Genomic DNA, 25,049 nt, shown 5'->3' on the forward strand with positions numbered 1-25,049 from the left:
TTGGTTTTGGGTAGGCGGCATCTCGGTTTTTTGGGCTGATATTTTTTGGCCTAATCGGAAATCGATCAAAAAAAGCCTCTATATTTAGGTGTGAATGATAATATTTTCAGGATGACAAAGAAAATTCCCTATAGCGTTTATTTCCTACTTATAGGTACCTCGCTTTCCGCACAGTCTGAAAACCAGGAGATGGATGGGTTTCCTTTTTTGGATTATTGGCCCGTTTTACTGCTTCCCGTTTTCGGGATAATCGTGTATCGCTTCTGGAAGCGATCGTCGCGCCGTTCTAAATAACCGCTGGTTCTAAAGCCCTGATAGCAAAAACCCAATCAGCCATGAATAAACCTATCATCATTGTATTGTTTTCCTGCTTGTGTGGATTGGCAGCATTGGTTTCCTGCCGTAATAGTGAATCTGAATCGGTTAGACTGCGCTATGCCGACACGTTGGAGGCGGTAGTTCTAGACAATATATTGACGAAATGGTACCCGGCCGCCTATGATTACCAAGATGGAGGCTATATCAGTTCTTTTGAATTTGATTTTTCCCCTTCGGAAAGGCAGAACAAAATGATCGTGTCCCAAGCCAGGCATTTATGGACGACTTCCAAGGCAGCACTGGATTATCCGGAGGTCGATCATTACCGCGAGGGTGCGGAGCTTGGCTTTCGGTTTCTCAGGGATAGATTCTGGGATAAGGAACATGGCGGGTTTCATACCCTATTGTCTAAGGAAGGAGAAGTGATCACATCGGGGCCGGATGCGAAGACAGCCTATGGGAATGCCTTTGCCATCTACGGGCTAGCGGCCTATTATGCCATGAGCAACAATGAAGAGGTACTTTCGCTGGCACAAAAAGCCTTTATGTGGCTGGAGAAAAACAGCTATGACCCCGAGTTTGGGGGCTATTTCCAAAATTTAGGGGTAGACGGTACCCCGTTGCGTCGTACCGACGAGACACCCTCTACTTCAACGATAGGCTATAAAGACCAAAACAGCTCCATCCATTTGCTTGAGGCGTTCACCGAATTGTACCATGTTTGGAAGGATCCGCTTCTGAAGACCAGGCTGGAGGAGCTGCTGGAAATCATCAGGGATAAAATTGTGCAACCCGAGGGATACCTGCAGCTGTTTTTGTACCCGGATTTCACACCGGTCAGTTTCAGGGATTCGTCTGCGGCTGTGATAGAAAAGCATCACGCGATCGATCACGTTTCTTATGGCCACGACGTAGAAACAGCCTACCTTATGATGGAAGCATCGGAGGCCTTGGGGAGACCCCATGACGAAAAGACCTGGGCGGTGGGCAAAAAGATGGTTGATCATGCGTTGAAATTCGGTTGGGACAACGAGAAGGGCGGTTTTTACGACGGTGGGTATTACTTCAAAGGAGAGGAGATACCCCGGGTGGTAAAGGATACCAAAAACTGGTGGGCACAAGCCGAGGGGCTGAATACCCTATTGATCATGGCTGATTTGTATCCCGATGACGACTGGGGTTATTTTTCCAAGTTTGAGCTTCAATGGGACTACATAGACAAGTACCTAATCGACCATGAACACGGGGAATGGTATGCAGGTGGAATCGATATGCAGCCACATTTCAAGACCTCGCAAAAAGGCCATATTTGGAAAACTGCCTACCATAATTACCGGTCGCTTGCCAACTGCATCAAGCGTCTACGAGAAAACTGAAAGCGTTTTTTGGCCATTGATACACGAAGTTGGAGGTTTGTGGCCAAATCGACGCCATTGTAAAAAAAACAATTTTCCGGCCACTCGCTTTTCATTATATTACGTGCCGAAATCGACAGATTTACGCATTTACTTTTAAACTCAAATCCAAAACGAAGGAATTTCTCGGTACAGCTAGGTCCCGATCGATGTACATCAACAAAACCCTTTCAAAAAGACAGGAAAGGGTTTGTTGCTGATAACTTGTTTCCAAACCATTGAACTACATAAATTAAACCTATGATATTGAATACACGCCTGTCCACCTATTTCGATGCCAAAAGATGTTTGGCGTTTATGTTGCCTGCTTCGGTCCTTTTTTCCTGTAAATCTCCGCCGGAGGACCTAAGGATCAAACAGCTGGATGCCGAGTCAGTCAGAAGACTGGCTACAGAGGTGGAGGCGTTGGTGAACCCTGAGTTGGATGATCGCTTGGTACTGAAGCTGTGGGCTTCTGACTCGTTGGTCTATGACCCCATTTCCATCGATTTTGATGAGCACGGGAGGCTCTACTACAGCCGTACCATTCGGCAAAAAAATTCGGAGTTTGATATCAGAAGACACCAAGATTGGGAGATTGAGTCGATCAGTCTGGAATCCATCGAGGAGAAGCGTGCTTTTTTGCACAAGGTATTGGCCCCGGAGCTCAGCGACAAGAATCAATGGCTCAAAGATGTGAATGGGGACGGATCGCACGACTGGCGTGACATGACCGTGGAGAAGGAGCGCATCTACCGATTGGAAGACACCGATGGAGACGGACTTGCAGACAAATACCAGTTGGTGGTTGAGGACTTTAACGACGAGGTAACCGACGTTGCGGGTGCCGTCATGAAGTTTGGCGATGATCTTTTTGTGGGTGTAGGCCCCGATATGTGGCGTATTAAGGAGCATCCCAAGTACGGCTTGATTCAGAGCAAAGAATCGATTTCCCACGGATACGGTATACATGTTGGATTCAGCGGCCATGGTATGTCCGGTTTGGAAATGGGCCCGGATGGTCGCGTGTATTGGGGCATCGGGGACATTGGATTTAACGGAAAGGGCCCTGACGGTAAAGAATGGAAGTACCCCAATAGGGGGGTGATCGCGCGGTCAAATCCCGACGGAAGCGACTTTGAGATCTTTGCCATGGGGGTTAGAAATACCCATGAGTTTGTGTTCGATGAATTTGGTAATCTCATCAGTGTGGACAATGACGGAGACCACCGGGGTGAGCGGGAGCGGTTGGTTTATTTGGTGGATGGTTCCGATACCGGATGGCGTACTAGTTGGCAGTTTGGTAAATACCGGGATCCGGACAATAATACCTATAAGGTTTGGATGGACGAGAATATGCATACGCCGCAGTCCGATGACAAGGCTGCCTATTTTATTCCTCCTATTGTCAATTATGTCAATGGCCCTACCGGCATGGTGTATAACCCCGGTACGGCTTTGGGGCCGGATTGGAAAAATACCTTTTTCGTGGCTGAATTCGTGGGCAATCCAGCCCGTTCCGGTATCCATGCCTTTAAGCTGGCACCCAAGGGAGCCGGATTTGAGCTAGCTGAAACCAAGAAAATAATGGGGGGTATTTTGGCAACCGGAATGGATTTTGGTCCGGATGGTTCCCTTTATTTCTCCGATTGGATTGATGGTTGGGGTACCAAAGATGCCGGAAGGGTCTGGAAACTGGATGACAAAGATGGCCAAAATTGGCAGGCCAAAAAGGAAACGGCCCAATTGATCGGGCAGGATTTCTCCAAATTTGACTCGGAAAGATTGGGGTCATTGTTGGGACACGAGGATCAGCGAATCAGGAGAAAGGCCCAGTTTGCGCTGGCGAAGATGGGCAAAAAGGGGTCGAACGTATTTGAGGAGCAACTACAGCAGACAGATAACCGAATGGCGCGGGTGCATGGAATATGGGGAATCGCCCAAATGGCCCGTGCCAACCAGGCAGATGCCTCGGTACTGATCCCGCTGCTTAGGGATTCTGACGAGGAGATACGCGCGCAGGCAGCCCGTTGGTTGGGGGACTTGCGGTTTTCGGCTGCTGGCGAACCACTGTTGCCGTTATTGTCGGACTCGTTTCCAAGAGCTCGGTTTTTTGCCGCGGAAGCACTGGGACGCATTGGTTATGAGCCGGCTATACAGCCGATCGTAAATTTGTTGGAGGCCAACAATGGGGAGGACGTGTATTTGCGGCATGCTGGTAGTTTGGCGTTGGCACGGATAGGCAAAGTAGAGCCCGTGGTGGCACTTGCCGCCCACTCTTCCAAAGCCGTTCGTACTGCGGCGGTGGTAGCCCTGCGCAGAATGGAGCACCCAGGTATTAGCGCATTTCTCAACGACTCGGAAGAATACGTGGTTGCCGAGGCAGCTAGGGCTATCAACGATGATTTTTCTATCCCGGCGGCACTGCCGGATTTGGGTAACGTATTGCGCGACCCGCGCTTTACTTCCGAGCCCTTGATCCGAAGGGCGATCAATGCCAACCTACGGGTAGGAACTGCGGAATCGATGAGGAATCTGATCGACTACGCAAACCGGGAATCGGCTCCCACAGAGATGCGGGTAGAGGCCTTGGCCGCTCTCAGCACTTGGTCAAAGCCGTCCGTTCTGGATCGTGTAGACGGGAGAAACCGGGGTGCAGTGACGCGGGATTCCCGGGAAGTGCGATTGGCTTCCTCGTCCATGCTCATGGATTTGCTGGCCAATAAGAATGAGGCAATTCGTATTTCGGCCGTAAAGGCTATTGGCAAGTTGGAAATCACCGAAGCAGCTGAAAAATTATATGCGTTGCTGGAAAGGGATCCACAGGAGGAGGTAAGGGAAGCCTCACTACGTGCCTTGGCCACACTGAATTGGGAAGGGAATGACAGAGCGATTGAAAAGGCTCTTACCGACCGGGCAAAGAACGTGCGGGTAGCCGGTTTGGGATTGCTTGAAAACCTACAGGTAAATCCAAGCCTGATTGCGGCCTTGCTTTCCGATGTGATCGAAAAGCAGACAATAGAGGAGCGTCAGGCAGCGTTGATATCACTCGGTAAAGTCGAGGTAGATTATTCAGGGCCTGTATTTAAACGGCTTTTGGATCGGTTGGAACGAAACAACCTGTCTCCCGAGATAGAGTTGGAACTTGCGGAGGCATTGGAGACAGGCGGATCAGCTGAGTTGAAAGCCCGGTATGCCGCGATCCAGGAAAAACTTAGCCCCGATCAGGTACTTGTATCCTACAGAGGCAGTATGTATGGTGGGGATGAACGAAGGGGAAGAAGTATTTTCTTCCAACATCAAACCGCCCAGTGCATCCGTTGCCACGCCTACAACGATTTAGGTGGCAATGCGGGTCCCAAGGTAAATGGTATCGGCAAACTGCTTAGCCGAGAGCAGCTTCTGGAAGCATTGGTTGATCCTAGCAAGCGTCTAGCGCCGGGGTATGGCGTGGTTACCTTGACGTTGGCCAACGGAGAAACGGTTTCTGGTGTATTGGAGAAAGAGACCTCTTCCAGCCTGTTTGTGAAGATGGGCAATAACCCGGATCGGGAGGTTAAGAAAAGCGATGTCAAGGAACGAAAGGACGCGCCGTCAAGCATGCCCGATATGAAGGGTTTACTAACTAGGAGGGAGATCAGAGATGTGGTGAGTTTTCTGGCAACGCTGACCGATGCTGACAGCTAATTGAAATAGCCTATCTAACATAAATCCAGTACCATGGGTTAAACAGGACGATTCGGAAACCAGAAATAACCAGCTGGGATCGTCTAATAGGATGCGGTATAAATAGAAGCCGTGGTCAATGAAAAAACAATTGTAGAAAAATGAATTGCCCGCAAAGATTGACATTAAACCAAATTAACCGATTCGTTGCATTTCTAGTGCTGTTTTTGGGATTGGGGGTTTCCGCTTGCAAAAAGACCGAACCAATTAACTTGAAGATACGGACAGTCTCGGAGGAGGATGCCCGTGCGATGGCAGCACTGGTGGAGGAAGCCGTAAAGCCGGAGTTGCACGAAGACTTATCCTTACGCGTTTGGGCGGTTGATTCACTTGTAGCAGATCCGATTTCCATCCGATTTGATGGGCAGGGTAGGCTTTTTTATTCCCGGACAAACCGACGTAAGATTTCTGAGTTCGATATACGAAGTCATCCCGATTGGGAGATTGCATCGATCAAGATGCAGTCTGTTGAGGACAGAAGGGCCTTTTTAAAAGAGGAGCTAAGGCCGGAAAATTCCGGTAAGAACCAGTGGCTGCCCGATATTAACCAAGATGGTTCCCACGATTGGAGGGATCTTACCGTTGAACGGGAAAACGTCTATAGACTGGAGGATACGGATGGATCCGGTCTGGCTGATCTGGCCCAATTGGTAGTAGAGGATTTTCACGAGGAAGTAACGGATGTAGCCGGCGCGGTACTTTATCACGATGGCGAGCTGTTTGTGGGCGTGGCACCCGATCTATGGAAGCTTACCGATACAAATGGTGATGGCCTCATGGATACCAAGGTATCGTTGATGCATGGATTCGGTGTACATATTGGCTTTGGCGGGCACAACATGTCCGGCCTTACCATTGGTCCAGAGGGCAAACTGTATTGGGGAATCGGCGACATTGGGTTCAGTGGTGTAGATGCCTCCGGCAAAAAGTGGCATTTTCCCAATAGGGGCGTGGTCGTTAGGTGCAATACGGACGGAAGCGAGTTCGAAGTTTTTGCGATGGGCGTGCGAAATACCCATGAGTTTGTTTTCGATGAGTATGGAAACCTTATCAGTGTTGACAACGATGGTGATCACCGGGGAGAGCGGGAGCGAATCGTTTACCTGGTGGACGGTTCGGACACCGGCTGGAGGATTAACTGGCAATTTGGCAAATACCGGGATCCTGCTAACAACGCTTACAAGGTCTGGATGGATGAGGATATGCACATCGCCAGAACGCCGGAGCAGGCTGCCTATTTTATTCCGACGATTGCCAATTACGTAAATGGCCCAACAGGCATGCTCTACAATCCAGGTACCGCCTTGGGGCCAAAGTGGAAAAACACTTTTTTTATCGCTGAATTTGCCGGTAATCCCGCTAGGTCTGGCATACACGCGTTTAAGTTGGCACCCAAAGGTGCCGGCTTTGAACTGCAGCAATCCGAGCAGATTATGGGAGGCATATTGGCAACGGGAATGGATTTTGGTCCGGACGGAGCACTGTATTTTTCCGACTGGATCGATGGATGGGTAAACAAGGGATATGGTCGGGTATGGAAACTGGATGATAAAGAGGGAGCTGCTTGGGAGCTACGTAAACGTACCGAGGAACTGATGCGCAGTGATTTTTCCAAAAAGAACCTGGAAGAGTTGGAAAGCCTCCTTTCCTTTGATGATCAGCGCGTCCGAAGAAAGGCGCAGTTTGAATTGGCCAAGAAGGGAGCCAAGGGATTGGATGTTTTTAAACGGCAGCTGGCACAGCGGGATAACCAACTGGCCAGAATTCATGCGGTTTGGGGGGTTCGGCAGCTTGCGTCGAGGGATTTGACATCGGCTGCTGTTTTGCTTGATTTTTTGAAAGACGATGATCCTGAAATCCGGGCACAGACGGCCCGTTGGTTGGGGGATGTTCGCTATCAAGAAGCAGGGGGGCAATTGGTTTCCCTATTGGCTGACCCTAATGCCCGCGTGAGGTTTTTTGCCGCTGAGGCATTGGGTAGAATCGCCCACAAGGCCGCCGTGGCACCGATTATCCGTATGTTGGAAGAGAACAATGATGAGGATGTTTACCTTCGGCATGCAGCAAGTTTGGCGTTGGCACGAATCGGGGATTCAAAGGCGCTGACTGCCTTGAATGACCACCCGTCAAGAGCCGTGAGGACAGCCGCCGTGGTTGCCCTGAGAAGAATGGAAGATGCGGGCGTTGCGGTATTTCTCCAGGACACCGAAGAGTACGTGGTAGCGGAGGCTGCACGCGCGATCAACGATGATTTTTCCATTCCAGATGCTTTGCCCGCATTGGGAGCCTTTCTGAACGAACCTACTTTCTCAGGAGAGCCAATCATTCGGCGTGCCATCAGTGCCAATCTGCGGTTGGGAACAAATGATGCAATGAAGAGCCTGCTTGCCTATGCGACCAATTCAAGCGCACCCGTTGCCATGCGTGTAGAAGCTTTGGAGGCACTGGGCACCTGGGAAAAGCCGTCCGTGCTCGATCGTGTGGATGGTAGGTACCGGGGCGAGGTTCAACGTGATCCCTTGTCGCTAAAATTGGCAGCGGAGGGCCTCTTCTTGGAGTTGATTGCAGGTACAGACCAATCCCTTAAAATCGGGGCAATGCGCGCGGCTGCGAAGCTTCGGATGGCCTCGGCAGAAGAGCGGATACTGGCCACTTTGAGATCCGATCCCTCTCCAGTTGTCCGGGAGGCAAGTCTTTTGGCATTGGCAGAAATGAATGCGACCGAAATAGCAAAGGGAATCGAAATAGCGCTGAAAGACAACGTTAAGAATGTACGTGTAGCCGGACTTGGGCTGATCGAGAAATTGGAAATTTCGGAGCAGCTTAAGGCAGATCTGCTGGCAGATGTAGTGGAAAAACAAACCGTTGAAGAACGACAGGCCGCCTTGCTGTCCCTCGCCAAAGTCCAGGTTGATGTGGTAAGACCCATCCTAGAGGGCCTGTTGGAAAAGCTGGAAAAGGGAACCTTGTTGGCAGAAATTCAGCTCGAACTGCACGAAGCACTGGAGGCGTTGGATGACCCTTCCCTTACTACTCGCTACCAACGGATTGTGGCCAATTATTCAGAGGATCAGGTATTGGCGACCTATTATGGCAGCATGTACGGGGGGGATGTGTCCAAGGGGCGTAGGATTTTTTTCCAACATTCCACGGGGCAGTGTATCAAGTGCCATGCCTACGATGACTTCGGCGGCAACGCCGGTCCGAAGCTGAACGGTATTGGAAAACTTTTGGATCGCAAGGAATTATTGGAGGCACTGATTGATCCAAGTAAGCGCTTGGCACCCGGATTTGGCGTTGTATTGCTTGATCTAAAAGACGATAAAAAACTTGCGGGAATCAAGGGAGCTGAGAATGACCTTAGCATTACCGTAAAGATGGGAAACAAGCCTGATACCGTCGTTCTAAAGGAGCACGTAGTTGAGAGGAGGGATGCACCGTCCAGTATGCCGGATATGAAGCAATACCTCAGCCGGAGGGAGATTAGGGATCTGGTCAGCTTTTTGGCGACACTGAAGGAGTAGGGAAGAGTGATAAGTTATGCAAAGGAACCCAAAAAGGCAGGAAGCAAAAGTTACTTCCTGCCTTTTTTTGGGTTTGGTTAATATCCCTGGTTTTATTGTTGGTAGCTGGGGAGCAGCTTGCTGCGTCGATAACGTACTGCGGGATGGGAACGACACGTCAGACGGGGCTGGCACAAGGCAGTGGATACCTACGATTGGATTGGTATTGGAAGGCATTGATCCATAGGGGATTATTATGGTAGCGTTACCAACTGAAAGGTTGGCTTATATTTTTGCATCCTGTATGTTTTTTGACCACGCTTTCTTATATTTCGCCTTAATATTTCGCATACAAAGTGAAGAAATTCATTTTTATTTTATCCAATTTTATTTGAGGTAGCTAAAAGCGGAGTAGGCGGTGGTTATGGTTTTGTAGATGGGAGCGGAAAAATAGATTGTCCCGCTGTTTTTGAACACTTATGTTATTCAATTCGTTTGAGTTTATTTTCGGCTTTTTGCCGCTTGTAGTATTCGGGTTTTATGTGGTGTCAAGGTTCTCTACCGGACAGGGTGGTAGGATCTGGCTTTTTTTCTCCTCGTTGTTTTTTTATGGGTGGTGGAATCCGCTATACGTTGTGTTGATTTTGGGATCGATGTTCGTGAACTATGTATTGGGAACGTTTCTCTCAAAAAGTAATGGATCAAAAGGCGTATTGGTGGTTGGCGTTACGTTCAATCTGCTGCTTTTGGGCTATTATAAGTTTGTTGATTTTTTTATTGAGAATATCAACCTGATTCCCGGTGTCTCTTTCACTTACCTGAATGTAGTTTTGCCTTTGGGCATATCGTTTTTCACTTTTCAACAGATTGCCTATCTTGTTGATAGCTATCGAGGTTTAACCAAGGAATTAAATCCGATTTCTTACGGCGTATTTGTTTCCTTTTTCCCGCAGTTGATAGCTGGGCCGATTGTACATCACAAGGAAATGATGCCTCAGTTTGATTCTGCCGGCACCTATCGAGCCAGTTTTTTTAATCTTTCGAAGGGGGCGTATGTCTTTATGCTTGGGTTGGCAAAGAAAACCGTAGTTGCCGATAATCTTGCGCCGGTTGTGGCGGCCGGGTATTCATCGGTCGATACGCTTTCTTTCTTGGACGCTTGGGTTGCCACACTTTTTTACGCTATGCAGCTTTATTTCGATTTCAGTGGTTACTCCGACATGGCCATAGGCCTGGCCTTGTTGTTTAATGTTAACATACCGCTAAACTTTGACTCTCCCTACAAATCAGCCAATATTCAGGAGTTCTGGAGGCGATGGCACATGACGTTAAGTCGTTTTTTGAGAGATTATCTGTACATCCCTTTGGGAGGTAGTCGTAAGGGGCCATTGATTACAAGTGTAAATCTCGTTTTGACATTTTTACTGGGGGGGATTTGGCACGGTGCTGGTTGGACATTTGTTGTCTGGGGTCTTCTTCATGGCTTTGGTATCGTAGCATTCCGTCTTTGGGACAGGCTTGGCATCAAGCTTCCTGTTTTCTTGTCCGTGTTAATTACGTTTTTCTTCGTAAATTTCGCATGGGTTTTTTTTAGGGCGGAAAGTATGGAGGCGGCGATAACGATGGTTTCAAAAATGGTTCAATTTGGTTCTATTGGTAAGCTCAAGGTTATTGATAATTGGCAAAACGCACCTCTTTGGCTTATTGGATTTGTGTTGTTGTTCGTACCAAACACAAATCGGTTTGCCTCTTGGTTTCGTACCGACTGGCTGCATCTTTTGCTTTTGGTGCTACTTTTCGTCATCAATTTGATGTTTCTTAATTCGGTTGTTCAGCGGGAGTTTCTGTACTTTAATTTTTGACGATATGGAAATCAAGCCAAAGCGTTTCTTCGTTTTGTTCGTTGCCTTTTCGACTTCCTTGGTCGTGCTGTTCGTAGGAATAAATATGTACATAGATATTTTTGGTGTTTTTGGCTACTCAGATGTCTTCGAAAAACGGGTTTTTGGAGTCGAGAGGCGAGCCAAATTCCTGCTTAGCAAACGGTTTGTCCCCGAGAACTTCAATGGCCTGATTTTAGGCCCTTCGCTTTCGGGGAACTTGGATCCCAACGAACTTCAACCCCTGCAAGTTTATAATGGCAGTATTCGAGGTGGACGAATAGCCATTCTCCAACGACTTTACTCAACCATGAAAGCCAGCGGAGCAAAATTTGATGTGGTTTTGGTTTGTTTGAACCCCTACCTTCTCAATGCGGATGATTCTGAAGAGAGTGTAGTTTGGGACCAAACGTATAGAAGTGTTTTTGGCTCCTACAATCTTCTGGTATATTATATGTATGCTGCCGTAAGGATTTCAGGGATCGCCCCCAATCGGTTTCCCTACGATGCATTTGAGGTAAACGGAAAGAATAATTTCGAAAAGGATTTCCTTGTTTCCAATGTGGAACAGCATGTACTTAACCATGCATCCTCAATGGGCAGCGAGCAGTTTGATATCAACGAAAATGCAATGAAGGATTTGATTGGTTTTGTGGAGCAGCTTGCAACGGAGGAAGGTGAGGTTGTTTTCTACAACCATCCGATGCCGGCACCCATATATGAAGCCCATCGTGAGTCCTATGATAAATTCTACGAAGAAATGGCAAGGATCATCGATTCCGGCCGGACAGGTCTAACCCTTTTCAATTATAACAATGAAGCGTATTCAGGTTTTACCTCAGATTATGCCAATTACATAGACCATTGGCACTTCAGCCCTGTTGGGCAGGCGATATTTCTATCGGATTTGAAATCGAAGATCTGTCGACTGAGGTAGCTTGGAAACGCTGAATGTTTCGGTTACGATCCGATAGCCTATCGGATCGAGCGTTATAGGGATTTTGGGTCTGCCTTGGATGGCTTCTGGGGATGTAACTTAATAAGTTTGGGTGGTATATTTTTTTTGATGTAAAAAAAATGTACTTTGAATACTTGTAAATGTTTTTTGTTGTTTTTAATTTTAAGAAAAAAAGTATGGGTGATGTATTCAGCTTAATGTGGGAAGCATCGAATGATGCAAAGTGTACGGGTGAATTGGGGCAGCTGAAACAACTTACTAAGTCACTTATGGAGACTTATGAGTCACAGGGTAGGCTTAGTGAGGATCCCCTTGCTCCATCGAAGCGTAGGGAATTGAGTTTGCCGACAGAGGATGTTTCGGAGATCGTTGGGGGAAAGGTTTGCTTGGTAACCGGAGGCTTGGGATGCGTAGGTTCTAGATTGGTTAAGGAGCTTTTGGTTTTTTCTCCAAAGAAAGTCATCGTTATCGACGTCAAAGAGGCAGACGAAGAGCTGTTTTCGGAATTACGGAGGGAAGATGTTGTAGTTGAAAGGGGCTCGATTCTGGATACCGCGTTTTTGAAGCGGGTCTATCGGGATTATTTACCCACTATCGTTTTTCATACAGCTGCCCAGCGCAACCCTGGACTGGCGGAAAAGACAATTGGCGATACCCTTAGGACGAATATTTTGGGCACATGGAATGTGCTTCTTGCCAGTTCTGAAAGTGACGCTGTTCAAAGGGTTGTTTTTTCATCTACTGGAAAAGCTAGCCGGTATTATACGGAAGAGGTCTATGCGGCATCAAAAAAGGTTTGTGAAATGCTGATGGATTATTTTGCCGTTAGGTTTCCAAACAAGCTGTTTTCCATGGTTCGATTTACGCACATTGTCGACAACAGCCTGATGGATGCTGAACTGAAGCGGGCCGCAATGCAGGACGATCGGATCCAGATTCATTCGCCAGGAAAGTTTGTTACGGCACAGAATGTTGGTGAGGCTGCCTATTTGATGCTGAATGCGCTTGTTTTTGCTGAAGCTGGAAGATCTTCTTTTTTGTTGGTGAAAAATTTGGAATGGCCTGTAGAGAGTCTGGAGGTAGCGCTATACTATATCAAGCAGTCTAAACGGGAAGTTCCGATTCTGTTTGTAGGTAACCCAAAAGGGTACGGAGAGAAATTTTTTAGGGGTCAACTGGATTGGAGTCAATCCTGGGACCTTAACCTACTGATCAACGTGTACGAAAATCGAATTAGGAGAACGAATCCTGAAAATGACATCATAATAAGTAATTTGATGCCGTTTGATGAGGTAGTTTTACTTAAATTGGTTGGAGATTTGCAGGATACAGCTTATTCAGATGAAAGCCTGATGGATGTACTTGTAAGTTCTCTTAGGGCGATCTTTAGGCATTCATTGAAGCTTGTGGACAAAAAGATAACCCTCGATATCTTAAAGTGGGGGATAGATCCCAAATTCATGCATGCAGATGGTGTAAAGATCGGTGATTTTGGAGAGATGGTGCCTATGATGTTGGATTCTTTAGAGATTTCCTCGGATTTGAAAAAGATTCAAGGGCTTTGATCGTGTTTAAAATGCATTTCCTCCGTCCCATTGTTGTTTGGTGGAGCGGCAAGTGATTATACGTCTTTTGGTATACCGCTTTTTTTGAATAGTCTTTTAGGTGTGTTTCGGAAAGAGGTGTTGAATTATTGATAGTGGTTTTTATTTGTTTGAAAAAAGCAACAGCATTTAACGTTTTAACTTATCATGGCAACAGTATTAGTTCCTACGCCCCTTCGGAAATTCACGGAAGGGTCTTCCTCTGTTAAGGTAGAAGGACAATCAATCGAAGAATTATTGGGAAACTTGATCGTCAAATTTCCGGGCTTAAAAAATTACCTGAATACGTCTGAGGGAAAAATTCCTTCGTTTATCAACATCTTTGTTGATTCAGATGACATTCGCAATTTGGAGGGCGGAAATACGGCAATTAAAGAAGGGTCTATTATCAGTATTGTTCCTGCCATCGCAGGTGGCGGACTGGACGACATTTCTTTCTCGAGGGAAGAGTTGGCAAGGTACAACAGGCATATTATCATACCTGAATTTGGCTTAGAGGGACAAAAGAAGCTAAAGAACAGCAAAGTGCTGGTCATTGGGTCGGGGGGGCTTGGTAGCCCGCTGTTGCTCTACCTTGCGGCTGCCGGGGTTGGGCATATTGGGATAGTTGATTTCGATACGGTTGACGACAGTAATTTGCATAGGCAGGTGCTTTTTGGTGTATCGGAAGTGGGCAAACCGAAGGTGGAGGCGGCTAGGGAAAGGCTGTTGGGAATAAACCCGTATATAGAAATAAAGACCTTTAATGAAGCCTTTTCGTCAAAAAACGCGATGGATATCATACGTGACTATGATGTCGTGGCTGATGGAACCGATAATTTTCCCACGAGGTATTTGGTTAACGATGCGTGCGTTCTGTCCGGAAAGACGAACGTATACGCTTCTATATTTCAGTTTGAAGGTCAAGTGACTGTTTTTAATTACACTGATAGATATGGAACGGTGGGGCCAAACTATAGGGATCTATACCTTACCCCTCCCCCAGCCGGGCTTGTTCCGAACTGTGCTGAGGGTGGGGTTCTGGGCGTATTGCCGGGAATCATTGGAAGTCTGCAGGCACTTGAGGTGATCAAAGTGATCACTGGAGTCGGTGAGCCCTTGAGCGGAAAACTTTTTACCTTCGATGCGTTATCCTTTCGGGCAAATACCTTCAACATTAAGCGAAATGACGCCAACCCATTAAACGGGAGCAATCCTTCCCAGTTTACCCTCATTGATTACGAACAATTCTGTGGAATGAAGGTAGTTGAGAACAAAATCAAAGAAATAGATGTGGAGGATTTTTTTGATTGGAGAAACACAGGGGTTGATTTTCAACTTATCGACGTCAGAGAGCCCCATGAATACGAGGAGGAAAACATGGGGGGAGAACTTATTCCATTAGGTTCTATCCTAGAGAATGCACATAAAATAGCCAAGGAAAAAAGGGTTTTGGTTCATTGTAAAATGGGAGGCAGAAGTGCGAAAGCAATTCGCCAGTTAGAGGACAAATTCGGATTTACGAACTTGTACAACTTAAAAGGAGGAATTGAGGATTTTTTACAGTATGAGGAGGGCTACTAGCCAATAGACAAAAAAGCAAAGGGAACCGCCCTATTACTGATAGGTGGCGGTTCCTTTTTTGTCCAATAGTGTGAATTAATATCCCTGGTTTTGTTGTAGGTAGCCGGGGGATCCGCTTGCTGCGTCGATTACGTTTTGCGGGATGGGGAAGACACGTCGGATGGGGTTCGAGCTTGTTTTATCGATCCATTGGTTTTCCCATTTTCCGAAACGGATGGCGTCGGTACGGGCCAGAAATTCTACGTAAAGCTCATAGGTACGCTCTAGGTAAAGCCTTTCCAAGTCAATTGATTCCAATAACCGAGCGCCCCGGGCAGCCCTCAATGCATTTACATCGTCAAGAGCAGCTTGTGTGTTGCCTCTTCTAAACTCGGCTTCGGCTCTCATCAAGTACACGTCTCCCATGCGGATGAGTGGTATATTTACCCGACTACAGCACTGGCCGGTTTGGGCCATGGGGTCAAATGCGATTTTAAATGCCCGCGGCCCATTGCTGTGGCCACGGTTATTGTTTAGGTCTACCTCTACGGTGTACACCACATCCTCACCGGTACGGGTACGGTTTACCAGTTTTTCAATTACCAATTCTCCGTTGGGGGTTCGCTTGAACCGATTGTTTTGGTCGAGCACGATCCCGTATTGTTGACCAACCTGAATGCCCCGGTTCCAGCGGAACTGGGTGTCTGGTATTGATCCACCATCGGGGAGGTTTCGCTGGAAATACCTGGGGTCATCCCGGTTTCCTTCCCATTTGTTGTAGAAATCGGTCGTCAGCGACACGCCATCACTGCCTACTGCCAGGATATTTGTAAGTGATCCATGACGGCTTCTGGACGTGCCGAACCAAGCGTGCCGATTAGATCCGTTGGTTTCCAGCCGCTGGTCAAATGCAAAGATATGCTCTCGGTGATCATGGTTGTTGATATTCCATATCGAAAAATAATCCTCGGTTTCCAATGCATATTGTCCGGAGTTTATGATTTGGGTTGTGTATTGTACGACCAGTGCCATGTCTGCATTGTCGAAACTAAAGCTCGGAGCATATCTATTCACATATACTGCTTTATTCAAAAGCATACGGGCCTTCAATCCCCACGCGGCCGCTTTCGAAAAGCGGGTCGAACCTACTTCCGTTTTTGTACCAAGTTGGGTTTCTACCGCATCTATTTCGCCGATGATGAAATCGAAGGCTTCTGCTCCACGAAGCACTGTAGATAAAATAGGCGTGCCGACCTCCTCTGGCAATTTTCGAAAGGAAATGCCGTAGTGGTCAAGAAGGAGGTAATTATAATATGCACCCATGGCGCGGGCTTCGGCGATGTACCTTTCCGGTCCGTTTATTTCCGCAATTACCTGCTGGGCCCCAGCTGCACGGGCAATTCCCTGCGTGACGTGGGACCAGACATTCCGTACCGTGGCATGAAAGGGAGTCCAGCTATGCTGGTGCATTTCGATGAAAATGCCACCATCAAACCAATCCGTACCGCCTCTAAAAGGCACAATGGATTCGTCTGATGCGACGGATTGTAGGTTGAAAAGCCAGTTGTGGCTGCCGTACATGTCGTTCATCCGGGCATATACAGGCGCAAGAATCTGATCGGCCGCTTCGGGCGACTCCAGTACTCCGCGTCCTACCGCGGTGTCCAGTATTTCTTCCGTCAGGTCTGTACAGCCTGCCAACAGGAAGAGGGTAAATAGTAATATTGGTATGTTTTTCATATTTCTTTGAATTTTCTTTAAATGATCCTAACGCGTCCAGATCTATCGGGATTGCCTACCCGGATCCATTAAAGGAGGTCGCTACCTACCTACCCGCAAGTCGCAGGGTTGATAGGCATCTTGGTGTGTAAGGGCTACGTCAAGCCCGTCCGCGTACGGGGTTCTCGATTTCATGATTGATCAGGCTCAAAAGGTTACGTTTAACCCAAATACAATGCCCCTTGCGGTAGGGTACCGGGTTCCGTCAATGCCTGTGGATACAAAGCCACCCTGTGACCTAGGGGTATCCACCTCCGGATCAAATCCGGGATAGTTGGTAAAGGTCAATAGGTTCTGGCCCGTTACCGTCAATCGAAGGTTTTTTAGCCAGTCAATTCCGGTCGTTTTGAAGTTGTACCCCAAGCTGGCATTGTTGAGCCTCAGAAAGCTTCCATCATGAATAAACCGGGTGGAAGGGGAGGCCGAGTTTGTCCGAGCTTCTTCCGGAAAATCCAATACCCTGGTTGCCACGTTGTTTCCGGCTACCAACCGAGGGAGGTTGAAATAGGCGTTTTCGTCATTCCAATAGATGCGGTTTCCAGAAACCCCGTTGAAATTTACCGTTAGGTCAAAGCGTTTGTAGTTGGCGCTTGTGTAGAAACCAAAGATCGTTCGTGGCAAGCCGGATCCACCGTTTACAAAGTCGGCATCGGTGATCAACCCGTCGCCGTCTACATCTCTGAACCGGTTGAGTCCGGCTTCATTCAATCCTATCCACTCATGTACCCAAAAGGTGCCCACCGGATAGTTGTTCAGAAAACCGTTTACCTGCACACCAGAGAGTCCAGGCCCACTGATTCCGCCTGTTCGGAGAATGGTGACCGGTAGGTTGGTAACATTGTTCCTAAGGAAGCTGATATTGCCTCCAACATCCAAACGAAGTTCATTGCTTATGTTTTTTCGGTACCCTAAGGCCAGTTCAATTCCTGAGTTCTCTATTTCCATCGGGTAGTTGCTCCAAAACGATGAGGTAGCGACTATTGGATCTACCCCGGTTTGTGTCTCCCATAGGATGTCGCTGGAAACCTTCCGGAATACATCCACTGTACCATACAGTTCTTCTCCGAAAAACCCAAAATCAAAGCCGATATTGGTCTGAGTGGATACCTCCCATTTGATGTCTGGGTTTTGGAGTCTCACAAAATTGATACCTGGAGAAACCGGGGAGTTTGCCCCGGGAGTCAAGGCGTATCCGGAACCGGGACCTGTATTGACGGTTAGTTGCTGCTGGGTAATATACGAAGGAATGTCCTGGTTTCCTGTCCGTCCCCATCCTGCCCGCAGTCGCAGATTACTGAGAGTACTAGAACCGGAAAGAAAACCTTCGCTGGAGAGCTGCCAGGCGGCTGAAAAGGAAGGGAAGTAGCCATATCGATTGTTTCCCCCAAACCTGGAAGACCCGTCTGCCCGCATGGTCGCAGTCAAATAGTACTTCTCCACGAAATTATAGTTGATACGGCTGAAATAGGACTGGAGTTCGTTTACCGAAGCCCCTCCACCCGGCCTGTTGATACCAATGGAGAGATCAGATCCGATTCCGGGATTTCGATAGGCTTCTATTTCGGTGGTTGCAAAATTATTTATGCTCCAAAACCGAAACGCATTGTTGAATTTTTGATACGAATAGCCTCCCAAAATTGAAAAACTATGCTTTCCTTCTCCCAAAGTAAATCCATAGTTTAGGAAACTTTCTGTAAGGAAATTGCCATTTTCCGTGGTTGCGTCCTGCAATCTACCTCCGGGGTGGGGGAGCCGTTGTACGCTGTGGCGTCCGATTTGACTGATGCGGGTTCCTGTGGAGTTATCCACTGCCACGTTTAAGCGGTATTCAAGTCCTTTCAGAATTTCGAATCCTACTTCGATGTTTCCCAACACCCGGTTGACCTTTGAGAAATCCGTAAACAAGTCCATCATCATCAGGGGATTGATCCCCTCGGGGAATAGGTAGGCCGAACCATCGGGATTCCTGGTGGGGTAGGTAGGGTTTGCAGTCAGTGCGTTTGAAAGGGCATCTCCCCCCACGCCGGCGTTATCGCCAATTGGCGGAGAGTCATTTCGGGTATGGCTGGTGGTTAGGTTAATGCCAAAGCTCAACCGGTCATTGACAAACCGCTGTGCCATGTTCATCCTTGCGGTATACCTTTTCATGGAGCTGTTCAGTACGATTCCTTCTTGATCCAATGCGCTTAGGGACGCAAAGAAGTTGCCGTTCTTTGTTCCTCCGCCGTAGGAAATATTGTGGTCTTGGGTAAATCCGGTTCGGAAAATTTGGTCTTGCCAGAAGGTATCTGTAGGTCCTATATTTTTTGTATCGCCATATTGATTGGTAAAGTCCCTAAACTGTTGGGCATTCAGTACGTCAATGGTTTTGGTAACGTTTGAAACGGCGAATCCGCTGGAATAATTTAATTTGGGATCAGAGGCATCCCCTTTTTTGGTTGTGATGAGCACTACGCCATTTGCACCCCTTGATCCGTAGATGGCGGTCGCTGAGGCGTCTTTTAATACATCGATTGAAAGAATATCCGACGGATTGAGAAAGTTCAACGGGTTCGCAGGTGCTGAGCCAGACACACCCAGATCCGGGGCACCGATGGTGGTAGCGGCATTGTCCAAGGCCACACCGTCTACTACGAACAAAGGTCCACTCCCGGTTCGAACCGAGCCGGGTCCCCGAATTGTCATACGGGAAGCAGCTCCCGGTTCGCCGCTTGAGGCTGTTACATTAACCCCTGCGATCTTGCCCTGAAGTAGCTGTTCAGGCGATACGATCACCCCTTTGTTAAATGCTTCCTCCTTTAGGGAGCCAATAGAGCCGGTAAGGTCTGCTTTTTTCTGTAGCCCATAGCCAACCACCACTACCTCCTGCAGGGAGGATTCGTCGGGTTCCAAGGTGATGTTGATCTCACTGCGGTTACCAATGGGCACCCTCAATGGTTTGTATCCAATGAAAGAAACAACCAGTACGGAGCCCTCCGGTACCTCCAAACTATACCTTCCGTCTATGTCAGTTACCGTTCCACGCGTGGTTCCCTCCACCGTAACGGTAGCTCCTGGAAGTGCTTCACCACGGTCATCCCTGACGATTCCCCTAACTGCGATATCTGCTATTTCAAAAGCTTCGGTTAGGTTGGGTTTTTCAAGTTTCTTGGCATTGATGCTATGGTTCAACTGCCTGAATCCAATCGCGGTTTGTCGCGAAACATCTGTTAGGTAATCTTCGACCGTTCCATCGGTTTTTTCCAGATAGACCAGGGTGCTTCGGTCTACGTCCTTTTGGTCATATGAAAACTGAAAAGGGGTTTGTTTTTGAACCAGCGAAAAAAACTGCTGTAGGGTAAGAACCTCTTTGTCGATTTTTACCCTCACCTCGTTAATGGATTTGAACTGGCCATTAACGTTTACCGCTAATACAAAGTTGAAAATCAACATTTGTACTACAAATCCGGAAAGGAAGTAACGGGACAACATATAAATTGTCTTTTGTAATTTTAATTTCATAATTTTGAAGTGTTTATTGGATTATTTCTATAAACGGCATCCTTGCCTGCATCCCATTCCCCAATGATTTGACAGGCAAAGATCAATTTCTGTGGCCGGCTGACTCTTATGTCAGTTGGCCATTTTTAACTGGTGTTATCTAGGGCTTTTTTCATAGGATTAAAATTTGATGGTTACTTTTTTATTGTCAATTCTGAATGTAAAGCTTTCCGTGTAGGCTATACTTTCGAGAATATTTTGCAATGTTTCATGGCGAAATTCCCCCGAAAAATTCCACGTACGGGAGGGTGATCCCTCAATGGAAATGGTTACCCCATACCAGTCCTCCAGACGACCGATTACTTCACTGAGATGGTTGTTGTCAAAAACCAACCAGCCGTCCGTCCAACCTGAGGTGTTTTTTGGGTCAAAAGTTCGGATCACTTTTTTGGTGGTTGTGGCATCATACATCATTTCCTGTCCGGGCCAAAGAACCGCGTCAGATGAATCTCCCCTGGCATTGACCTGTATACTCCCTGTTTCCAACGCTACTTTTGTAGTCGTACCGCCCTTATCTTCTTTTACATTGAAAGAAGTACCAAGAACCTTTGTTATAAGATTGGAGGTCTCTACATAGAAGGCACGTAGGCTATCGGATTCGACTTTAAAAAAGGCCTCTCCTGTGAGTTTGACCCGTCTGTCTACCTGACCAAAACTCTCTGGATAGGAAAGTGTACTTGATGAGTTAAGCCAGACTTCAGACTGGTCGGGAAGCCCTAGTTTTAGCTTTTCTCCTGCATTCGTCGTCTTGGTTATCCATACAATTTCAGGCTCATTTACTTCATCAATCTCTGGTTTTTTAACTAACCAACCAGCGAGTTGCGCCGTTAAGAAACCAAAGGCAAGGATTGCCGCAATTCGGCGAAATTGGTCAATCCGGAACCAAAAGGGCAGGTTGCGGTTTGGTTTGTCTCTTTTAGGGATAGGCTGTTTCCCTTGGAGTATTTTTAACAAAAGTTCTTCCTTTGTACCGGACTTCACTGGATTACTTTTGGAGCTCAGTCCCAGGAGCAATTCTCTAGCCAGCATTATCTCGGCTATATCCTCGGGGTGAGCCATCATCCAGTTTTGCCAAAACGCATCCAGCTCGGCATCAGGGGATTTGACCCAGCGTACAAATTCAGGATTGGACAGAAAAGTTACTCGTTGGTTCATGTAATTCTTGCTTTCAGAGACAAGAGTCAAAAATGCTTCAGATGACACCTACTTTATTCTAAAAAATTTGTCTGAGTTAAAAAAAAGGCGCTATTGCATCGCATCTCTCAGGTGGGTCAGTGCTTTATAAACCAGATTTCGTACCGATTTGATATTTCCAATATTCATAAGTTGCTGTATCTGAGGGTAATCCATCCCTTCAAAATACAGGTAGTAAATGGCTTCTTTCTTTCGGGGACTCAGCTGCTGCAATGCGCGGTTCAATTTTAGGGCTTTCGCATCGTCCAATTGCCTTGAAATCAGAATTTGTTCGGGAGAGGGGTGAAATTCAAAATCAAAGTCGGCTTTCAAATAGGTGAATTTGCTGTACCATCTACTCTGCTCTTTTATAATTCTGTTTTTCAACGATTTAAAAAGATAAAACTTTATTGACTCCACATTACCTACGGTCGACCGGTTGGCTCTTAGGTAAATGAACAAATCCTGGATAAGATCCTTCAACAACTCCTCGTTGCTGGTCAGTTTCCTTCCGTAGCTGAACAAGCCATCAAAATACCTCGTATAAATCGTAATAAACGCAGATTCATTTCCTCTTTTGAAAAGCAGCCAAAGCTCCTTTTCTGGTAAGGAATCCGACTCAGCTCCACTTTCAGGCATTGGACTGGGCACACGTGTACGTTGACTGCTTTTTTCCAACTTTTGGGCAGGTTTTGTCCTTATCACCTATAGATTACGTTTTTTCCGCAATAAAGGTAAAAAAAATATATTTGATACCCGTTTATCAGAATATTATTGAATTAATACCTAATTATGACCATTGATACGCTCCAAGAAGAAATTTTTGTGTTGTAGGTTGAAAAAGCTGCCAGCGCAATTTCGTTTCTTCTTATGTTTGAATACCACATTCAGCAAGCTTTATTTGACTTGTTGTAAGTTTGGTAGGGTTGGCCGAATCCTCTCGGTGATGACAGTCACTAGTTCCGGCAATTAAAAATTTGACGAATGGATAGCCTTTCCACTCGCTTTGTGGTACTAAATACCGTATTTTAACACGCTAAAGGATCAAAAATCAATTATAGACACATGAAACCAATCGTTCAAATTTCCCTAGACCTTACGAATATTGACGAAGCGCTGGAGACGGCGGCAATGGCCCTCCGGGCTGGTGTCGACTGGCTTGAAGCCGGTACACCTTTGATCCTGGCAGAAGGTCTGCATGGCGTGCGCAAGCTTCGGGAAGCCTTTCCATCTACGCCGATCGTGGCTGACCTAAAAACCATGGACGGAGGATACCTGGAGGCGGAGATGATGGCCAAGGCAGGTGCAGACTACGTGGTCGTGATGGCACGTGCCCATGAGGAGACCATAAAATGCGTCGTGCAGGCCGGCAGAGATTTTGGTGCCAAGGTCATGGGCGATAACCTGGGTTGCCCGGATATGGTGGCCGGGGCCAAAATGCTGGAGGACTTGGGCTGTGATTTCGTGATCCATCATATCGGGTACGACGAAAGGAGAGGAATTGCGGCACAAGGCAGACGGATGCCGAGTCCGATGGATCAACTCAAGGAAGTGGTGGATGCAGTGCGTATTCCTGTACAGGCTGTAGGCGGACTTACGCTGGAGCAAGCAATAGCCTGTCCGAAATACGGTGCTCCTCTTGTTGTCCTGGGTGCTCCCCTTACCATCGATGCAGATGCGTTTAAGACCGCGGATGGTAATCTGGAAGCATCTTTGCGTATGATCTGCGAGGCGGTGCATGCCTATGGTGACGTCAAAATGAAGAAATAAAAACCAAACCTAAAATATCCTTTTCCATGTCAATCGGAACGAAATCCAAGGCAGTAGTAAACTATGCGGAAGCAAAGGGCTCCGTTGAAATCAGGGAAATTGAAACACCTGAAATTGGTGCAACAGACGTATTGCTGGAGGTGGCCAATGTGGGGGTATGCGGTAGCGATCTCCATCAGTGGACCTCAGACCATAGCTGGCCGGTCAATTATCCGGTAGTGTTGGGCCATGAGTTTGGTGGTAGAATAGCCGAACTAGGCTCTCAGGTAAGTGGATGGAAGGTAGGGGACCGGGTGGTCAGTGAGACGGCGGCCGTGATTGATCCTACCAACCCCATGAGCCGTATAGGGTTGTATAATTTGGATCCTACCCGAAAGGGATTTGGGTATGGAGTCAATGGAGCCATGACGCGGTATGTTCGTGTTCCGGCGCGTTGCCTTCATACTGTGCCCGATCACGTACCCTTTGAGCAGGCCTGCCTTACCGAGCCAAGCTGTGTGGCATATAGTGCCGTGGTAACTAATTCAAATGTAAAACCTGGAGACCGCGTTTTGGTAATCGGTCCGGGTACCATTGGTATCCTGTGTGCGGCGATGGCAAAAATCAACGGTGCAGAGGTAGCGATTGTAGGGCTGGAAGCAGACCGTGGCCGCCTCAAGATCGCCGAGCAATATGGCTGTACAGGAATCGTGGGAGATGCCACGGAGTGGGCAAGGTCGTCGGACGGACTCGGTGCCGACCTGATTGTGGACGCTGCCGGTCATAGCAGCACGTTACAGGTTGCCATGAATTTGGTGCGTCCAAATGGTCAAATCACCAAAGTGGGCTGGGGAAAGCAGCCATGTAATTTTTCGCTAGATCCAATTGTTCAGAAAAACGTCCGCCTTCAGGGCAGTTTTAGTCATAACTGGCCCATTTGGGAAAAGGTGATCGCTTTGATGGCGTCTGGAACGCTGGATGTAAAACCGATTATTGGCGGCGTTTGGGAAATCGAATCCTGGCATGAAGCGTTTGAGAAAATGCATCATGGTGAGGTTGTCAAAAGTGTACTGAAACCATCCTAATCATGCGATTGAACAATAAGGTCATTATCGTCACGGGAAGCACCACAGGAATAGGGAAAGCCATTGCTGAAAGGGCCGTGGCCGAGGGAGCCAAGGTGGTTGTACATGGGCTTGAGCCCGATTGGGCAGTGGATTTGCTGGGTGAATTGGGAGAAGAAAATGCCGTCAGCTTGATCGGTGACCTGGCTGACGAAGCTACGGCGGCTCGATTAGTAGATCTGGCCGTCAGCCGCTTTGGAAGGCTGGATGCTGTGGTAAACAATGCGGCGATAGTGGCCTCGTCAAACCTCGAAAGTACGGATACGGTATTTTTGGAGAAGCTTTTACGAGTGAATACCATTGCCCCTTTTCTGCTGATCAAGGCAGCTCTTCCTTACTTGGGAGAAGCGAGGGGTTGTGTTTTGAATATCGGGTCGGTAAATGCCTGGAGCGGAGAGCCCAACCTGTTGGCATACAGTATTTCCAAAGGAGGACTGATGACGATGACCCGAAACCTTGGCGATGCTCTTTTTCGGGATCATGGCGTGAAGGTAAATCAAATCAATCCCGGCTGGGTGTTGACGGAGACTGAAATACAGCGAAAAAAAGAGCATGGCCTATCCGATAATTGGTACGAAGACCTTCCTGCTATGTATGCACCGGCCAAGCGTATACTCCTGCCAAGAGAAATTGCCGCCGCTGCTGTTTTCTGGTTGTCTGATGAGTCGGGCCCGGTCAGCGGGCAGGTGATGGAACTGGAGCAATACCCCATGATCGGACGGAATGCACCGAAGGATTCCAGTACCATCCATTAACGAG

Annotated in this window: 15 protein-coding genes; 11 read left to right on the plus strand and 4 right to left on the minus strand. The window is 47.6% G+C overall.

Annotated features, from left to right (window positions below):
* Nucleotides 1-335 precede the first annotated feature (335 nt).
* The 8 genes from ADIS_RS05065 to moeB all read left to right on the plus strand — a co-directional run bounded on the left by ADIS_RS05065 (nt 336) and on the right by moeB (nt 14,946).
* Nucleotides 336-1,694: an AGE family epimerase/isomerase gene (locus ADIS_RS05065; protein WP_010853281.1), complete on the plus strand. Its 1,359-nt coding sequence runs from the start codon at nt 336-338 to the stop codon at nt 1,692-1,694.
* 279 nt (nt 1,695-1,973) lie between these two features.
* Nucleotides 1,974-5,399 carry a HEAT repeat domain-containing protein gene (locus ADIS_RS05070; RefSeq protein ID WP_010853284.1) on the plus strand — a complete coding sequence of 1,142 codons (3,426 nt, stop codon included), beginning with the start codon at nt 1,974-1,976 and terminating at the stop codon, nt 5,397-5,399.
* A 140-nt stretch (nt 5,400-5,539) separates the two neighbouring features.
* Nucleotides 5,540-8,962: a HEAT repeat domain-containing protein gene (locus ADIS_RS05075; protein ID WP_010853285.1), complete on the plus strand. Its 3,423-nt coding sequence runs from the start codon at nt 5,540-5,542 to the stop codon at nt 8,960-8,962.
* A 16-nt stretch (nt 8,963-8,978) separates the two neighbouring features.
* Nucleotides 8,979-9,188: a hypothetical protein gene (locus tag ADIS_RS23125; RefSeq protein WP_162141554.1), complete on the plus strand. Its 210-nt coding sequence runs from the start codon at nt 8,979-8,981 to the stop codon at nt 9,186-9,188.
* A 232-nt stretch (nt 9,189-9,420) separates the two neighbouring features.
* Nucleotides 9,421-10,803, plus strand: coding sequence for an MBOAT family O-acyltransferase (locus tag ADIS_RS05080; protein ID WP_010853286.1), 1,383 nt, complete (start codon nt 9,421-9,423; stop codon nt 10,801-10,803).
* 4 nt (nt 10,804-10,807) lie between these two features.
* Complete coding sequence (locus ADIS_RS05085) at nt 10,808-11,758, plus strand: hypothetical protein (RefSeq protein ID WP_010853287.1); 951 nt, start codon at nt 10,808-10,810, stop codon at nt 11,756-11,758.
* 197 nt (nt 11,759-11,955) lie between these two features.
* Entirely contained in the window at nt 11,956-13,344 is a 1,389-nt protein-coding gene (locus tag ADIS_RS05090) for a polysaccharide biosynthesis protein (protein ID WP_162141555.1), read from the plus strand.
* A 186-nt stretch (nt 13,345-13,530) separates the two neighbouring features.
* Nucleotides 13,531-14,946, plus strand: a complete 1,416-nt coding sequence (moeB, locus tag ADIS_RS05095; protein WP_010853289.1) for a molybdopterin-synthase adenylyltransferase MoeB — start codon at nt 13,531-13,533, stop codon at nt 14,944-14,946.
* Nucleotides 14,947-15,021: 75 nt separating this feature from the next.
* Here moeB and ADIS_RS05100 read toward each other — a convergent pair whose 3' ends face one another.
* The 4 genes from ADIS_RS05100 to ADIS_RS05115 form a co-directional block, all read right to left on the minus strand.
* Complete coding sequence (locus tag ADIS_RS05100) at nt 15,022-16,665, minus strand: RagB/SusD family nutrient uptake outer membrane protein (RefSeq protein WP_010853290.1); 1,644 nt, start codon at nt 16,663-16,665, stop codon at nt 15,022-15,024.
* 186 nt (nt 16,666-16,851) lie between these two features.
* The gene (locus ADIS_RS05105; protein WP_238325381.1) at nt 16,852-20,205 is read right to left on the minus strand and encodes a SusC/RagA family TonB-linked outer membrane protein; all 3,354 of its coding nucleotides are present in this window, start codon (nt 20,203-20,205) and stop codon (nt 16,852-16,854) included.
* Nucleotides 20,206-20,364: 159 nt separating this feature from the next.
* On the minus strand, nt 20,365-21,399 hold the full coding sequence (locus ADIS_RS05110; RefSeq protein ID WP_035804764.1) for a FecR family protein: 1,035 nt from the start codon (nt 21,397-21,399) through the stop codon (nt 20,365-20,367).
* A gap of 90 nt (nt 21,400-21,489) precedes the next feature.
* Complete coding sequence (locus ADIS_RS05115; RefSeq protein ID WP_010853293.1) at nt 21,490-22,122, minus strand: RNA polymerase sigma factor; 633 nt, start codon at nt 22,120-22,122, stop codon at nt 21,490-21,492.
* A 360-nt stretch (nt 22,123-22,482) separates the two neighbouring features.
* Here ADIS_RS05115 and ADIS_RS05120 point away from each other — a divergent pair, with 360 nt between their 5' ends.
* The 3 genes from ADIS_RS05120 to ADIS_RS05130 are packed head-to-tail and all read left to right on the plus strand — an operon-like array spanning nt 22,483 to nt 25,045.
* A complete protein-coding gene (locus ADIS_RS05120) occupies nt 22,483-23,187 on the plus strand; it encodes an orotidine 5'-phosphate decarboxylase / HUMPS family protein (RefSeq protein ID WP_010853294.1) in 705 nt (234 codons plus the stop codon).
* A 26-nt stretch (nt 23,188-23,213) separates the two neighbouring features.
* Nucleotides 23,214-24,251 carry a zinc-binding dehydrogenase gene (locus ADIS_RS05125; RefSeq protein ID WP_010853295.1) on the plus strand — a complete coding sequence of 346 codons (1,038 nt, stop codon included), beginning with the start codon at nt 23,214-23,216 and terminating at the stop codon, nt 24,249-24,251.
* Between the two features lie 2 nt (nt 24,252-24,253).
* Nucleotides 24,254-25,045: an SDR family NAD(P)-dependent oxidoreductase gene (locus tag ADIS_RS05130; protein ID WP_010853296.1), complete on the plus strand. Its 792-nt coding sequence runs from the start codon at nt 24,254-24,256 to the stop codon at nt 25,043-25,045.
* Nucleotides 25,046-25,049: the final 4 nt, after the last annotated feature.

The sequence above is a fragment of the Lunatimonas lonarensis genome (assembly GCF_000390185.1).
Taxonomy (GTDB): domain Bacteria; phylum Bacteroidota; class Bacteroidia; order Cytophagales; family Cyclobacteriaceae; genus Lunatimonas; species Lunatimonas lonarensis.